At 63.4% G+C, this 15,346-nt stretch carries 15 protein-coding genes and 2 tRNA genes; 2 read left to right on the plus strand and 15 right to left on the minus strand.

Translation table 11 applies throughout. The features are described 5' to 3' along the window. Window positions 1-8: 8 nt before the first annotated feature. From ispC to rnr, 8 genes are all read right to left on the minus strand, one after another. Window positions 9-1,217, minus strand: a complete 1,209-nt coding sequence (gene ispC / locus ABG80_RS02340; protein WP_058086171.1) for a 1-deoxy-D-xylulose-5-phosphate reductoisomerase — start codon at window positions 1,215-1,217, stop codon at window positions 9-11. Then, a complete protein-coding gene (locus tag ABG80_RS02345; RefSeq protein ID WP_058086172.1) occupies window positions 1,210-2,124 on the minus strand; it encodes a phosphatidate cytidylyltransferase in 915 nt (304 codons plus the stop codon). The genes ispC and ABG80_RS02345 overlap by 8 nt, the downstream gene beginning before the upstream one ends. Window positions 2,125-2,128: 4 nt before the next feature. Then, entirely contained in the window at window positions 2,129-2,884 is a 756-nt protein-coding gene (gene uppS, locus ABG80_RS02350) for a polyprenyl diphosphate synthase (protein WP_058086173.1), read from the minus strand. Window positions 2,885-2,992: 108 nt separating this feature from the next. Next, entirely contained in the window at window positions 2,993-3,553 is a 561-nt protein-coding gene (gene frr, locus ABG80_RS02355; RefSeq protein ID WP_058086174.1) for a ribosome recycling factor, read from the minus strand. Between the two features lie 88 nt (window positions 3,554-3,641). Further along, on the minus strand, window positions 3,642-4,352 hold the full coding sequence (pyrH, locus tag ABG80_RS02360) for a UMP kinase (RefSeq protein WP_058086175.1): 711 nt from the start codon (window positions 4,350-4,352) through the stop codon (window positions 3,642-3,644). Window positions 4,353-4,467: 115 nt separating this feature from the next. After that, window positions 4,468-5,364, minus strand: coding sequence for a translation elongation factor Ts (tsf, locus tag ABG80_RS02365; RefSeq protein WP_058086176.1), 897 nt, complete (start codon window positions 5,362-5,364; stop codon window positions 4,468-4,470). Between the two features lie 106 nt (window positions 5,365-5,470). After that, window positions 5,471-6,217 (minus strand): 30S ribosomal protein S2, encoded by a 747-nt coding sequence (gene rpsB, locus ABG80_RS02370; RefSeq protein ID WP_058086177.1) that lies wholly within the window; start codon window positions 6,215-6,217, stop codon window positions 5,471-5,473. A gap of 262 nt (window positions 6,218-6,479) precedes the next feature. Next, window positions 6,480-8,870, minus strand: coding sequence for a ribonuclease R (gene rnr, locus ABG80_RS02375; protein WP_083505755.1), 2,391 nt, complete (start codon window positions 8,868-8,870; stop codon window positions 6,480-6,482). A gap of 162 nt (window positions 8,871-9,032) precedes the next feature. Here rnr and ABG80_RS02380 point away from each other — a divergent pair. Further along, a tRNA-Leu gene (locus ABG80_RS02380) sits at window positions 9,033-9,117 on the plus strand. A gap of 24 nt (window positions 9,118-9,141) precedes the next feature. On the opposite strand, the gene ABG80_RS22375 is transcribed toward ABG80_RS02380, so the two are convergent. Beyond that, the gene (locus ABG80_RS22375) at window positions 9,142-9,357 is read right to left on the minus strand and encodes a hypothetical protein (protein WP_160322415.1); all 216 of its coding nucleotides are present in this window, start codon (window positions 9,355-9,357) and stop codon (window positions 9,142-9,144) included. A gap of 71 nt (window positions 9,358-9,428) precedes the next feature. Between ABG80_RS22375 and ABG80_RS02385 the strand changes: the two genes are divergently transcribed. Beyond that, a tRNA-Leu gene (locus ABG80_RS02385) sits at window positions 9,429-9,513 on the plus strand. Between the two features lie 216 nt (window positions 9,514-9,729). On the opposite strand, the gene ABG80_RS02390 is transcribed toward ABG80_RS02385, so the two are convergent. The 6 genes from ABG80_RS02390 to hflK form a co-directional block, all read right to left on the minus strand. Beyond that, window positions 9,730-10,251: a phosphoribosyltransferase gene (locus ABG80_RS02390; protein WP_058086178.1), complete on the minus strand. Its 522-nt coding sequence runs from the start codon at window positions 10,249-10,251 to the stop codon at window positions 9,730-9,732. Window positions 10,252-10,280: 29 nt separating this feature from the next. Then, window positions 10,281-11,636: an adenylosuccinate synthase gene (locus ABG80_RS02395; protein WP_058086179.1), complete on the minus strand. Its 1,356-nt coding sequence runs from the start codon at window positions 11,634-11,636 to the stop codon at window positions 10,281-10,283. A 33-nt stretch (window positions 11,637-11,669) separates the two neighbouring features. After that, the gene (locus ABG80_RS02400; RefSeq protein WP_058086180.1) at window positions 11,670-12,863 is read right to left on the minus strand and encodes an ATP phosphoribosyltransferase regulatory subunit; all 1,194 of its coding nucleotides are present in this window, start codon (window positions 12,861-12,863) and stop codon (window positions 11,670-11,672) included. A gap of 68 nt (window positions 12,864-12,931) precedes the next feature. Then, a complete protein-coding gene (locus ABG80_RS21120; RefSeq protein ID WP_083505735.1) occupies window positions 12,932-13,096 on the minus strand; it encodes a DUF2065 domain-containing protein in 165 nt (54 codons plus the stop codon). 48 nt (window positions 13,097-13,144) lie between these two features. Continuing rightward, window positions 13,145-14,035 carry a protease modulator HflC gene (hflC, locus tag ABG80_RS02405; protein ID WP_058086181.1) on the minus strand — a complete coding sequence of 297 codons (891 nt, stop codon included), beginning with the start codon at window positions 14,033-14,035 and terminating at the stop codon, window positions 13,145-13,147. A 30-nt stretch (window positions 14,036-14,065) separates the two neighbouring features. Then, window positions 14,066-15,268: an FtsH protease activity modulator HflK gene (gene hflK / locus ABG80_RS02410; RefSeq protein ID WP_058086263.1), complete on the minus strand. Its 1,203-nt coding sequence runs from the start codon at window positions 15,266-15,268 to the stop codon at window positions 14,066-14,068. Window positions 15,269-15,346 lie beyond the last annotated feature (78 nt).

Genomic DNA, 15,346 nt, shown 5'->3' on the forward strand with positions numbered 1-15,346 from the left:
CTGTGAACTCAGTCAGGCCGGCAACCGGCCACAACGCCAGCAGCCACGCGACGGGCCTCGGCGTCCAACGCCAGCAACCCCTCCACGGATTCTGCCGCTTCGGCTGGCACCTTGCACTGTGCCAGGGTCTCCTCGTTGACCCGATGGATCTGATCGAAACGAACCCTGCCATGCAGGAACGCATCGACAGCCACCTCGTTGGCCGCATTGAGCACACAGGTGTGCCCTGGCGCAGAGCGCAGCGCGTGCCAGGCCAGCTGCAGGCCAGGGTAACGCGATGCATCGGGGGCCTCGAAGGTCAGGGCCCCCAGCTTCAGGAAGTCCAACACCTCTGCACCGGACTCGATTCGCTCAGGCCAGGACAGCCCGTAGGCAATTGGCACACGCATGTCCGGCGTGCCCAGTTGGGCCAGCACCGACCGGTCGCGACACACCACCATCGAGTGCACGATGCTCTGCGGGTGGATGACCACTCGGATCTGCTCAGGCGCGAGGTCAAACAGCCAGCGCGCTTCGATCACCTCCAGCGCCTTGTTCATCATCGTCGCGGAATCGACCGAGATCTTGCGACCCATGACCCAATTCGGGTGCGCGCAGGCCTGCTCCGGCGTGATCTGGGAGAAGGTTGCCGGATCACGCTGGCGGAAAGGGCCACCAGAAGCGGTCAGCACAATGTGATCCACGCGACGCGACCAGGAGGCCGGATCTTCAGGCAGGCATTGAAAAATGGCCGAATGCTCGCTGTCGATGGGCACCAGGGTCGCACCACCTTCGCGCACGGCCCGCATGAACAGCTCACCACCGACAACCAGCGCCTCTTTGTTGGCCAGCAACAGGCGCTTGCCTGCGCGCGCTGCAGCCAGACAAGGCGGCAGTCCTGCCGCACCCACGATCGCCCCCATCACGATGTCGACATCCGGGTGCGCGGCCACGTCCACCAGCGCCGCCTCGCCATCGAGCACCTCGGTGGGCAGGTCAGCCTGACGAACTGCCTCACGCAAGCTGGCAGCAGCCCGTGCGTCGGGCATGACGGCGTATCGGGGCCGCCAGCGCAGGGACTGGGCCAGCAACTCGGGCACGCGGCTCGCGCCCGTCAATGCGAAGACTTCGAAGCGTTCCGGGTGACGGGCGATGACATCCAGCGTGTTGGTGCCGATCGAGCCTGTCGCCCCCAGCACGCTGACACGCAGGCGTCGGGAATCCGTGAGTTCAACCATGGCACAAGCTCAGCAAGGCGATGGACACCGGCAACACCGGCAGCAAGGCATCGACGCGATCAAGCACACCACCATGGCCAGGCAGCAACTGGCTGCTGTCCTTGGCCCCGGCCTGGCGCTTGACCAACGATTCGAACAGATCGCCCACCACGCTCAGCCCCACCAGGGCCAAGAGCGCCGCGACCATGCCTGGCCAGCCCAGGCCCCACAGCAGGCGGCTGTACAGGCTGGGTGAATCAACGCCGATGTTCTGATCGGCCCACAACCAGCCGGCAGCCAGGAGCAGCACGGTCAGGGCGCCGGCCACCACGCCTTCCCAACTTTTGCCAGGGCTGATGGAGGGCGCCAGTTTGCGACGACCCAAGGCACGCCCACCAAAGTAGGCCCCGATGTCGGCAGCCCACACCAGGCAGAACACCGACAGCATGTGGTTCAAGCCCTGAGCCTTGCTCTCGACCAAGGCCATCCATGCCACCACCAGCAAAGCCAGACCCAGCAGGCGCCTCAACCACTGCGGAATGGCCCGCCAGTGACTGGGGCCAAAGCGCAGCGCCAAGGCGCCGCCCACCACCCAGGCGACGGACGCGCCCCACCAGATGACCGAAGGAGCACGAAAGCCGAGCAAAGCCTGCCCCGACTCATGCACGTGCGGCTCAGGCGGCGCAGCCATGTCGGCCCACAAAGGCAGCTGAAACCGATGCGCCATGTAGACACAGGCACCAGCCACAGCCCCACCCAGCAGCGCCGCGCGCAAACCGGGCGCCTCGTTCAGGCGAGACCACTCCCACCCTGCGGCAGAGATGATAACCAAGGTGAGCAGCGCGAACGGCCAGGCTGCATCGGCCACCAGCGTGGGCAGCAAAATGGCGACCAGGATCAGCGCCGTGATGACACGTTGTTTGAGCATGCTTTCAGTGACCTTCTCCGCTGCCGATCGCGCCTTCACCCAGACCTGACTCACCCACATCGCCGAAACGGCGCTCTCTGCCGGCGTAAACAGCCAGCGCACAGTCCAGCTCTTGGGCGTCGAAATCGGGCCAGAGGCAATCTGTGAAGTGCAATTCTGCGTAGGCGCTTTGCCACAACAGGAAGTTCGACAGTCGCACCTCACCACCGGTTCGAATGAACAAATCCGGATCAGGCGCGTAGGACATCGCCATGTGACGAGACAGCACCGCCTCACTCAGGTCAGATGCCGCCACGCCATCGGCCAGGGCCTGTTTGCAGGCCTGCACGATGTCCCAACGGCCACCGTAGTTGAAGGCCACCGTCAGCACCAGCCGGCTGTTGCCGATGGTGTTGGCCTCGGCGTCCCGCAAAGCATTGCGCACCTTCTCGGACACGTTCTCGAGGTCGCCCGCAATGCGGATGCGCACGCCATCAGACTTGAGCTTGGTCAGGTGCTTGGACAACGCCACCAGCAACAGGCTCATCAAGCCGGAGACCTCCTCCTCGGGACGCTTCCAGTTCTCGGAGGAAAACGCAAACACCGTCAGGTGGCCGATGCCGCGATCGGCCGTGGCCTGCACCACCTTGACCAGCGCATCCACCCCAGCTTTGTGCCCCATTCCCCTGGGCAACAAACGTTTGCGAGCCCAGCGACCATTGCCATCCATGACGATGGCAACGTGTCTGGGCAACGACTGGGGCGGTTGGGATGAAGCCATGGCAGGAGGCAATCAGAACGAGGCGCCACGCGAAGTCGGGCGCTGCAAAAAGAGCGAGGCGGACCTGCCGCCTCGTCGTGGTGGGAGCCGGTGCTCGGACCTCGGCCGTCAGACGGCCATGATCTCGGCTTCTTTGCCCTGCACCAGTTTGTCGATCTCGGCGATGTGCTTGTCGGTCAGCTTCTGCACGTCGTCCTGAGAGCGACGGTCTTCGTCTTCGGTGATTTCCTTGTCCTTGAGCAGGCGCTTGGCGTGCTCGTTGGCATCGCGACGCAGGTTGCGCACGGCCACCTTGGCGTCTTCGGCGGCGCCCTTGACGACCTTGGTCAGCTCACGGCGACGCTCTTCGGTCAGCGCGGGCATCGGCACGCGGATCAGGTCGCCCTGAGTCGACGGGTTCAGGCCCAGGTCCGACTCACGGATGGCCTTTTCGATCTTGGCGCCCATGCCCTTTTCCCAGGGCTGGACAGAGATCGTGCGAGCGTCCAGCAGGGCGACGTTCGCGACCTGGCTGATGGGCACCATCGAGCCGTAGTAGTCGATCTGCACCTGGTCCAGGATGCCGGGGTGGGCACGGCCCGTGCGGATCTTGGTCAGCTCGGTCTTGAAGGCCTCGATGGACTTGAGCATTTTCTGCTCGGCGTTTTTCTTGATGTCTGCGATGCTCATGGACAACTCCGTGCGAGGTGATCGGTTCTGAAGATCAGGTCACCAACGCTTCAGGAAGGAAACAGGAGGACAGGGATGGCCAACGTGCTCAGACGTGGACCAGCGTGCCTTCGTCCTCGCCTTGCACCACGCGCTTGAGGGCGCCTGGCTTGAAGATGGAGAACACCTTCAGGGGCAGGTTCTGGTCGCGGCACAACGCAAAAGCCGTGGCGTCGAGCACCTGCAGGTTCTTGATCAGGGCCTCGTCAAAGGTGATGGTGCTGTAGCGCGTGGCCGAAGGGTCTTTCTTCGGGTCGGCGGTGTAGACACCATCGACCTTGGTGGCCTTGAGCATCACCTCGGCGCCGATTTCGGCACCGCGCAAGGCCGCCGCCGTGTCGGTGGTGAAGAAGGGGTTGCCGGTGCCGGCAGCAAAGACCACGACCTTGCCCTCTTCGAGGTACTGCAGGGCCTTGGGGCGAACGTAGGGCTCGACGACCTGGTCGATGCTGATGGCGGACATGACGCGAGCCGTCATGCCTTCCTGGCGCATGGTATCGGCCAGGGCCAGCGAGTTCATCACCGTGGCCAGCATGCCCATGTAGTCTGCGGTGGCGCGGTCCATGCCGACGGAGCCGCCAGCGACGCCGCGGAAGATGTTGCCCCCCCCGATGACCACAGCCACCTGGGTGCCCAGCGCGGTGACTTCCTGGATCTCCTTGACCATGCGCACGATGGTGGCGCGGTTGATGCCATAAGCATCGTCGCCCATCAGGGCTTCGCCGGAGAGTTTCAGGAGGATGCGCTTGTAAGCGGGCATGAGACGGGATCCTTGGCTTGGTACTTGGCCGGTTCGACGAGAACTTTAACGCAAAGCTCGGGCGTCACCGGCTCCATTCAGAAGGGGGCCGAAGCCCCCTTGATTTGCAGTCAGGTCACTGACCCTTGGCGGCAGCCACGGTGGCAGCCACTTCGGCAGCGAAGTCGTCCTGCTTCTTCTCGATGCCCTCGCCCACGACGAACATGGAGAAGGACTTGGCGGTGGTGCCGGTCGACTTCAGGTAAGCCTCGACGGTCTGCTTGCCATCGGCGGCCTTCACGAAGACCTGGTTCAGCAGCGAGACCTCCTTGAGGTACTTCTGAACAGCGCCTTCGATCATCTTGGTGGCGATGTCGGCGGGCTTGCCGGACTCGGCAGCCTTGGCCGTGGCCACGCTGCGCTCGACTTCGATCAAGGCAGCAGGCACATCGTCCGAAGACAGCGACACGGGCTTCATGGCAGCGATGTGCATGGCCACGTCCTTGGCGGCGGTGGCGTCACCTTCGAACTCCACGACCACACCGATGCGGGCACCGTGCAGGTAGGCAGCCAACTTGCCACCACCGGCGTAGCGCTTGAAGCGGCGGATGGACATGTTCTCGCCGATCTTGCCGATCAGGCCCTTGCGAACTTCTTCCACGGTGGGACCGAAGCCGTCTTGCGACAGGGGCAGCTCGCCAATGGCGGCGACGTCAGCGGGGTTGTTCTTGGCGATCAGTTCGGCCACCGACTTGGCGAAAGCCAGGAAGGATTCGTTCTTGGAGACGAAGTCGGTTTCGCAGTTGATTTCAACCAGGGCGCCGGTGGAGCCGTCCACGGCAGCGGAGACCACGCCTTCGGCGGTCACGCGGGTGGCGGCCTTCGAGGCCTTGCTGCCCAGCTTGACGCGCAGGATCTCTTCAGCCTTGGCGAAGTCGCCATCGGCCTCGGTCAGGGCCTTCTTGCACTCCATCATCGGGGCGTCGGTCTTGGCGCGCAGGTCGGCAACCATGCTGGCGGTGATAGCAGCCATTTGTATTCTCCGTTTGATTCAGGGGCGGTGTCATCACCGCCACACATTCGATCTTGCTGAAAAAAAGGGGCTGATCTTCAGCCCCTTTGATCTGGGTGAGGTCGCGTCAGGCAGCGTCTTCGCTGACTTCCACGAACTCGTCGCCTTCGGCGGCAGCAGCGACGACGTCGTTGACGGCGTTGGCCTTGCCTTCCAGGATGGCGTCAGCGACGGCCTTGGCGTACAGGGCGACAGCCTTGGAGGAGTCGTCGTTGCCAGGGATCACGTAGTCGATGCCTTCGGGCGAGTGGTTGGTGTCCACCACGCCGATCACGGGGATGCCCAGCTTCTTGGCTTCGGCGATGGCGATCTTGTGGTAACCGACGTCGATCACGAACAGGGCGTCAGGCAGGGCAGCCATGTCCTGGATGCCGCCGATGTCCTTTTCCAGCTTGGCCAGTTCGCGTTGGAACAGCAGGCCTTCCTTCTTCTTCAGACCATCCAGGCCAGCTTCGACCTGAACTTGCATGTCCTTGAGCTTCTTCAGGGAACCCTTGACGGTCTTGAAGTTGGTCAGCATGCCGCCCAGCCAGCGCTGGTTCACGAAAGGCACGCCAGCGCGGCCAGCTTCTTCAGCGATGGTGTCGCGAGCTTGGCGCTTGGTGCCGATCATCATGACGGTGCCGCGGCGGGCCGACAGCTGCTTGATGAACTTCAGGGCCTCTTCGAAGGCGGGCTGCGTCTTCTCGAGGTTGATGATGTGGATCTTGTTGCGATGACCGAAGATGAAGGGGGCCATCTTGGGGTTCCAGAAGCGGGTTTGGTGACCAAAGTGGACACCGGCTTCCAGCATTTCGCGCATGGACACGGGCATGTGTAGCTCCAGAGGTTGAGTCTTGAATCCGGCTGAAACCTCCGATGGCGCTCAGGCCAGCGGGGGCACCTTGGAATGCCGAGATTCGCGTTTCACTCGTTGATTCGATTTGGCTGGCGAACCAGCCGGTTGCTGCGCCTTTTTCAAGGCGGTTTGCCAACCAACACCACGCTCAAAACCGGCTTGCACTCAAGCACAGGCCGATCAGCTCATGGCGTTTCGGGAAAACTCTGGGATTCTAGCATGAAATGCGCTGCATGCATCAGCGCTTGCCACCCTTGGCCCGAGCGGCCTTCTTGCCCGCAGCTTTGGTGCGACCTGCGCCCGCACCACCGCTGCCAGCGGACGACGCGCGCCCCTGCCCTTTGCCAGAGACGGCCGGCGGCGATGCCTCGGAAGATCGTTGACCGCTTTTGCCAGCGCCCTTGCCCGCTGCGCGTGCACCACGCCGAGCATCTCGATCGCGTTCGCGCACCACGGACAACTCATCTTGAGCCGGAGTGTCGCTTTCCCAGTCGACAGCGGCCGCCCTCGCACCCGCGCGCTCGTCGCCCCGACCTCGCCGACGTCCGCCGGACGAAGGGCGCGGGGACTCCGCCCCCTCCCTCACCATGCGGAAATCGATCTTGCGGCTGTCCAGGTCGACACGGCTGACCTGCACGCGCACCCGGGTGCCAACGCCGTAGCGAACACCACTGCGCTCACCGCGCAACTCCTGACGGGCTTCGTCAAACCGGTAGTACTCGCCACCGAGCTCGGTGATGTGGATCAAGCCTTCAACATACAGGCCGTCAAGTTGCACAAACAGCCCGAACGTCGTTGCCGCACTGACCGTGCCGCCATATTCCTCACCCAGGCGCTCACGCATGAACATGCACTTCAGCCACGCCTCGACGTCGCGCGAAGCCTCATCCGCCCGGCGCTCGTTGGCGCTGCAATGGATGCCCGCCGTCTCCCAGGCTGCCGCCTCGGCTGGGGGCAACTTGATGCGCGCAGCAACCTTGACAGGCGCCTTGGGCAACCCCTTCGAGGCCTCCGACTTGCCACCTGGCTTGCGCTTGAAATTGCCCGTGGACGACACCACAGGCGGCAGGATCAGCTTGTAACGAGCGCTGCCAAGCAAGGCCTTGATGACGCGATGCACAAGCAGGTCCGGATAACGGCGAATCGGGCTGGTGAAGTGCGTGTAAGCCTCGTACGCCAAGCCGAAGTGCCCGCTGTTGGTGGGCGTGTAGATGGCCTGCTGCATCGAGCGCAGCAGCATCGTGTGGATCTGCATGGCGTCGGGCCGCTCCTTCGTGGCCTGCGCGATGGCCTGGAACTCTCCTGGCGTGGGCTCTTCACCAATGCCCAACCCCAGGCCCAGCGCCTTCAAGTAGTTGCGCAAGGTGCTGCGCTTCTCGGGCGTGGGCCCCTCGTGCACCCGGTAAAGCGATGGGTGCTTGCCACGCATGATGAAGTCGGCCGAGCAGACGTTGGCCGCCAGCATGCACTCCTCGATGAGCCGATGGGCATCGGTGCGCACACGCGGGACGATGCGCGCGATGCGCCCGTTCTCGTCACAAACGATCTGGGTTTCGGTGGTCTCGAAATCCACGGCACCACGGCTGGAACGAGCCTTCAACAAAGCGCGGTACACCTCGTGCAAGTGCAGCAAATGTGGCACCAGCGCAGCGCGGCGCTGAGCTTCGGGGCCGCGCGTGTTGCCCAGGATGGTCGCCACTTCGGTGTAGGTCAGGCGGGCATGCGAATTGATGACCGCCGGGAAGAACTGGTAGGCATGCAACACACCTTCGGCTGTGACCAGCATGTCGCAAACCATCGACAGTCGCTCGACCTCGGGGTTGAGCGAGCACAAGCCATTGGAGAGCTTCTCCGGCAGCATCGGGATGACGCGCCGAGGAAAGTAGACCGAGGTCGCTCGCTCATACGCGTCCCGGTCCAGAGGCTCGTCGGGCTTGACGTAGTGACTGACGTCGGCGATGGCCACGATCAAGCGCCAGGCGTTCGGGGTCTTGCCGCGACCGATCACAGCAGGCTCGCAATAGACCGCGTCATCGAAGTCACGCGCGTCTTCGCCGTCAATGGTCACCAGGGGCACATCGGTCAGGTCGATGCGCCCCTTCTTGTCGGCCGCCCTCACCTTCTCGGGCAACTTGGCGGCCTGCGCCAGCACGTCATCGCGGAAGCGGTGCGGCACCTCGTACTTTCGCACCGCGATCTCGATCTCCATGCCCGGGTCATCGATGCCGCCCAACACCTCGACAACCCGACCGACGGGTTGAGCAGTGAGCGATGGCACCTCGGTCAACTCCACAGAAACCACTTGTCCGGCCTCTGCGCCTGCGGTGGCCTTGGCCGGAATGAGGATGTCCTGACCAAAGCGCCTGTCCTCCGGCGCGACCAGCCAAGCCCCACCCTCGTTGAGCAACCTGCCAATGATCGGTGTTTTGCGACGCTCGACAATCTCGAGCACCAAACCTTCGGGACGCCCCTTCCGATCGAGGCGGACCACCCTCACCTTCACGCGATCGCGGTGCAAAACCGAACGCATCTCTTGCGGCGGAAGGTAGACACTGGACTCGCCGTCGTCGCTGACGACAAAGCCGTGGCCATCTCGATGTCCCTGAACGGCTCCGACGATTTCACTCATCAGGCTCACAAATTGGGCGGGGGGTGTTGTCATGCTTGAGATTTTGATGCTAGAATCGAATTCTTCGCTGATTTGCAAAACAAATTTCTTGGATGCCTGCAGCGACTGCGAAAGCGGTTGCGCATGCCCTGCGGAAATGAAGCAAACAGCAAACAAGTACCTGCCCAGGTGGCGGAATTGGTAGACGCACTAGTTTCAGGTACTAGCGGGTAACTCCGTGGAGGTTCGAGTCCTCTCCTGGGCACCAAATGAAAAGCCGCTTGGTCGATGATCAAGCGGCTTTTTTCTTGCCGTGATGGGTCGCGGCGACCATCGCCCTGGCCGTCGCAACGACCAACTGAACAGACTCCACCACAGGTTCCGGGCATGCCCACACGTTACACCATTGGGCCCTCGCCGATGGGTGTCGCAAGCAGGCGACAAAACGCGCCACCCCATCAATCTGTGCACGAAACGACACAGCGCTGGACTTGGCTTTCAAAGACATGCTAGACTAGCGTTCTTGATTCGTTGCAGGGCCTTTCAAACAAGGCAGTGCAGCAAGTCAAACAAGTACCTGCCCAGGTGGCGGAATTGGTAGACGCACTAGTTTCAGGTACTAGCGGGTAACTCCGTGGAGGTTCGAGTCCTCTCCTGGGCACCAATTGAAGAGCCGCTTGATCGAAAGGTCAAGCGGCTTTTTCATTGCTCAAGCGCACGCGATCGCCTTCAAAAGGCTCAGAAAACCTGGCGATGCGCGCCACCTGTCCCGTGCACGGCTTGGGCGCCAGCACCACACCAACGACTGCGCGAACAAACTCGAGATGCGTCGACGCGTGAAAAAGGGCGCCTGAGCGCCCTTCTGACTGTCAGCACATCATCAACCTTGATGGCGCTTGCGAATGGCCTCAGGCCGCATCGAGTCGTATGCCTCAAAGGGCTGGTGGATCCAGGGGCTGGTGGGCAAGGTGTCAACGTAGTACTCGGGGGTGTATGAGGACACGCCCTTGACCCAGATCACCGCGCTGCGCAACTCCTCGATGGCCGGCATCGCACGCAGGCGATCGACCACGGCGCGCAAGGTCACCCCCGAGTCGGCCAGGTCATCGACCAGCAACACGCGACCGGCCAGCTGCCCCTTGGGCATGGTGATGTACTGAGCCATGTCCAGGCGCCCCTGCAAAGTGCCGCCTTCGGCACGGTAGGAGCTGGTCGACATGATGCCCAAAGGCTTGTCAAACACGCGCGAGAGAACGTCGCCTGGTCGCATGCCACCACGGGCCAGACACAGGATCTGATCGAACTCCCAACCCGAGTCGTGAACCTGAAGGGCGAGCTTCTCGATCAGGTGATGGTATTCATCCCAGGACACGTACAGGTGCTTGCCATCGTCGGTGAGCATGTGATTCCTCTGCTTCAGAACAGCCGAGCTCAGCCCTTGTAAGGGTGGCGCAGCAAGATGGTGTGATCACGATCAGGGCCGGTCGAGACCATGTCGATGGGCGCGCCGATGAGCTTCTGCACGCATTCCAGGTAGGCGCGGGCATTGGCCGGCAACTGTTCCCAGGTGGTCAGGCCAAAGGTCGTGCCCTCCCAGCCAGGAAAGGTTTCGTAGATGGGCTCGCAGGCCACGATGTCGTCGGCATCCAGGGGCAGGATGTCGATGGTTTCGCCACGCAGCCTGTAGCCGGTGCAGACCTTGATTTCCGACAGGCCATCGAGCACGTCGAGCTTGGTCAGGCAGATGCCAGAGATGCCATTGATCAGCACCGAGCGCTTGAGGGCGGCCGCATCGAGCCAACCGCAACGACGTGCCCGGCCAGTGACCGTGCCGCGCTCCTGCCCCACGGTGGACAGGTGGTAGCCAACCGTGCCCGGGGCCTCCCAATCGAGTTCAGTCGGGAATGGGCCACTGCCCACGCGCGTGGTGTAAGCCTTGGTGATGCCCAGGATGTAGTGCAGCTTGTCGGGACCCACGCCTGAACCTGCTGCGGCGTTGCCGGCCACACAATTCGACGAGGTCACATAGGGGTAGGTGCCATGGTCGATGTCCAGCAGCGTGCCTTGTGCACCTTCGAACAGCACCGAACCACCCGCCAGGGTGTGCCCATGGATCTTCACGCCAACGTCTGCCAGCATGGGCAGGATTTGCTCGGCCGCCTTCATGGCCTGGTCGAAGATCGGCTGAAATTCCAGCGCTCCGCCTTTGAGGTAGCCAGTCAGTGCGAAGTTGTGCAGCTCCAGCAACTCCGTCAGCTTCTTGGCGAAACGATCAGGGTGTTTGAGGTCCTGAACGCGCAGGGCACGGCGAGCCACCTTGTCTTCGTAAGCCGGGCCGATGCCCTTGCCGGTGGTGCCAATCTTGCCGGAGCCGCTGGTCTCACGCAGCGCCTCGCGCGCCTTGTCGACCTCGACGTGGAAAGGCAGGATCAGCGGGCAGGATTCGCTGATGAACAGGCGCGAGCGCACGTTCAGGCCAGCGGCTTCCAGGCGCTCGATCTCGGACAGCAGGTGGGTCGGATCCACCACCACACCATTGCCGATGTAGCAGGCCACGCCCTCGCGCATGATGCCGGAGGGGATCAGTTGCAGAGCGGTCTTCTTGCCGTTGATGACCAGGGTGTGGCCGGCGTTGTGACCACCCTGAAAGCGCACGACGGCGGCAGCATGATCGGTCAGCCAATCGACGACCTTGCCTTTGCCCTCGTCACCCCACTGGGTGCCGACGACGACGACGTTGCGGGCGGGAGCGGATTCGGCGCGTGCCGACGCGGTGGGGCTTTGCATGGCGGATTCCTGTATCGGGAGGGATTGGGCGCCTCAGAGAGGGCGCACCAGCCAACGTCCATCGACGAGCGCCAGTTCACGGTCGCACTCGAATTCCTGGACATCGTGTTCGTGTCCGGGCAGCACACACACCACGGTGTGCCCCTGCCCGCGCAGGTCGCGAACGGCCTGACGCAACGCCGGGGCCTGGCCCCAGGGCGCGCGGATGGCCATGCGCGTGGTAGCGGTCTGGCGACCGGCCAGGACATCGCCCAGGACCTTGAGGTCAAGGCTGAAGCCCACGGCAGGCCGGCGACGACCAAAAACGGCACCGACCTCATCGTAGCGCCCGCCGCGGACCAGGGCATCGGGGTGAGCCATGCCATAGACCGCAAAACGGGTGCCGCTGTAGTACGAGTAGCCGCTGAGGTCGGACAGATCAAAGCCGACCTGGACCTCGGGACGCACGGCACGCAGGTGCTCCGCCAGCCAGGCGAGGTCGTCCAGAGCCGAGGTGACCAGGGCATGTGCTGGCAGCACCTCGCGAGCGCGAGCGAGCACGGATTCATCGCCGTACAGGCGCGTGAACGCGACCAACACAGCTTCGGCCTGGCTGGATGTGGCCAGCCGACCTTGGCGAGCCAGCTGACGCAGCGTGCCGACATCCTTGCTGGACAAGGCAGCAATCAGGGCATCGCGCTCGGCTGCGGGCAGGTCTGCCACGCCCAAGCCAGCCAGCACGCCATCGACAAGGCGCACATCTGCCAGATCCATGACGAGGCCGGACAGGCCCGCCGACTGCAAGCCATCGAGCGCCAGCTCGGCGGCCTCCAGATCGGCTTCAAGGCCAGCATGCCCGTAGATTTCGGCACCCAGCTGGAGCGGTTCGCGACTGGCGTGCGGGCTGGCCGCACGGGCATGCAAAACCGGCCCGCAGTAGCAAAGGCGGGTCACACCTTGGCGATTGAGCAGGTGCGCGTCGATCCGAGCGACCTGAGGCGTTGCGTCGGCCCGCACACCCAGTGAGCGGCCCGAGAGCTGATCCACCAGCTTGAAGGTGCGCAGGTCCAGGGCATGCCCCGTGCCAGACAGCAGCGAATCGAGGTGTTCGAGCAGCGGCGGCATGACCAGCTCGAAGCCGTAGCCGCGCGCCACGTCAAGCCAGACGCGTCGCAACTCTTCCAAGCGTCGCGCCTGAGCAGGCAAGACGTCAGCAATGTGCTCTGGCAACAGCCAAGCAGACGACATAAGAAAACGGGTGGGGATTAAAACGGAGATTCTACCGGGTGATCACGGCAGATTCGACAATTCCGGGCTCAAAGCACCCACAAGATCACGAGCCCGGCCACCATGCTGGCCAAACCGAAGACTCGGATCTGATGATCCGGCAGTTGCAGCATCTGCTCGAACAGGTGCCGCCAGGAGCTGGGATTGATCGCTGGCAGCAGCCCCTCGAACACCAGCACGAGGGCCACCGCCATCCAGATGGCCTCAGACGCTGGCACAGCGACGCTAGCGCCTGGCGCGGATCACTTGCGGGCCGGCGCCGACGCAGCACCTGCTCCACGCATCGCGCGGAAGAAGTCGCTGCTCGGATCCATCACCACCACGTCCGACTTGCTGCGGAAGGTGGCGCGATAGGCCTCAAGGCTGCGGTAGAACTGGGCGAACTGAGGGTCGCGACCAAAAGACTCGGCATACAAGGCCGAAGCTTTGGCGTCGCCCTCGCCCTTGATCTTCTGCGCATCACGGTAAGCCTCGGCCACGATGATTTCTCGCTGGCGATCGGCATCGGCACGGATCTTTTCGCCTTCAGCACCACCGGTCGAGCGCAGCTCGTTGGCCACGCGCTTGCGTTCGGACTCCATGCGGCGGTAGACCGAGTCGGTGATCTGAGCCGAGAAGTCGACGCGCTTGATGCGCACGTCCACCACCTCGATGCCGAAGCTGCGGGCTTCATCGGCCAGGCGCTTGACCACACCCTGCATGACCTTCTCGCGCTCTGCAGACAACACGGCACCGACGGTGCGCTTGGTCACTTCTTCGTTGAGCGCGGCCTGAACAACAGGCGCGAGCTTGTTCTCGAGGTTGCGGATGTCGACGCCGTTGTTGCGAATGAACTGCTTGGGGTCGGTGACGCGCCACTTCACCAGCCAGTCAATGACCAGGCTCTTCTTTTCAGCGGTGAAGATGGGACGCGACTCGGGGCTGTCGAGGGTCTGAACGCGGCGGTCAAGGAAGACCACGTTCTGCAAAGGAGCCGGCAGTTTGGCCTTGAGGCCGGGTTCACTGATGACTTCCTTGATTTCACCAAGGGCATAGACGACGGCGAACTGACGCTGATCGACCACGAACAACGTGGACGCGGCCAGGATGATGACGAGCAGGACGCCGATGAGGATGGAGCCGATGCGATTCATGTCTGGTTCCTGATGTAGGGCGTGTGCGGGTCAGCGGCCGTCGCGGTCGCGGCTGCGGCCGCCATCGCGAGAGCGCGGGTCCGGGGTGGCGTTGCCACTGGCCAGGGGGGCGGGCGCATCGGTGGGCTGGCTCGCAGCGCCGGCAGGTGCCAGCGAACCCACGGGGGCGGCTCCTGGTGCGGTCGACTGGATCAGCTTGTCGAGCGGCAGATACAGGAGGTTGGAGCCCTGGCGCGAATCAACCATGACTTTGGTCACGTTGCTGTAGACCTGCTGCATGGTGTCGATGTAGAGCCGGTCACGTGTGACGGCTGGCGCTTTCTGGTACTCGGCCAGCACAGCCTTGAAACGCTGCGCATCACCCTCGGCCTGAGCCACGACGCGAGCGGAATAGCCGGCGGCTTCTTCACGCAGGCGCGCGGCCGTGCCCTGGGCTTTGGGGATCACGTCGTTGGCGTAGGCCTGGCCTTCGTTCTTCAGGCGCTCGCGGTCTGCGCCGGCCTTGAAGGCATCGTCGAAGGCGGCTTGCACCTGTTCAGGCGCCTGCACGCTCTGCACGTTGACGTTGGCCACCACGACACCTGCCTTGAGCTTGTTGAGCTGCGCCTGAATGGACTTGACGAGGTCGGTTGCGATGGCATCACGTTGTTCGTAGAGCACCGAGTCCATCGTGCTGTTGCCGACGATCTCGCGCACCGCGGACTCGGCCGCTTGGAGGACAGCCTCGTCGGGACTGCGGTTCTCGAACAAGTACTGACGGGCGTCGGCCAGGCGGTACTGCACCGTGAAGCGGATGTCGACGATGTTCTCATCGCGCGTGAGCATCGACGAATCACGCAAGCCAGTGGCCTGCATGACGGAGTTGCTGCCCACGTCGATCGAACGCAACTGCGTCAGGTTGACGATTTCATGGCTCTGGAATGGGTACGGCGCACGCCACTGAAAGCCGGCATCCACCGTGTGGCTGAAGCGGCCAAACGACATCACCGCAGCCTGCTGGCCTTCCTGCACGATGAAAAACCCACTGCCCAACCAGACCAGGGCAACCAGCCCGACGATCAAGCCAGCCCCGATGCCAGCACCGGTGGGGTCCGGCGTGAAGCCGCCGCCCGAGCCGTTGCCTTGGTTGTCTCCGCCACCGCCCTGCCCGGAGAACAGGCCGCTGAGTTTGCGATTGAAGTCGCGCCAGAGCTCATCGAGATCGGGAGGCCCGTCGTTGCGGTTGTTGTACATGACGGAAGGCGCCGGACGGCCACGCAGGATCCAGGACGCACGGCGCCCTGCCCCACCCAGGAATTCGAACACGGCGCC

It is taken from the genome of Aquabacterium parvum, assembly GCF_001447195.1.
In the GTDB taxonomy this organism is placed as follows: domain Bacteria; phylum Pseudomonadota; class Gammaproteobacteria; order Burkholderiales; family Burkholderiaceae_C; genus Aquabacterium; species Aquabacterium parvum.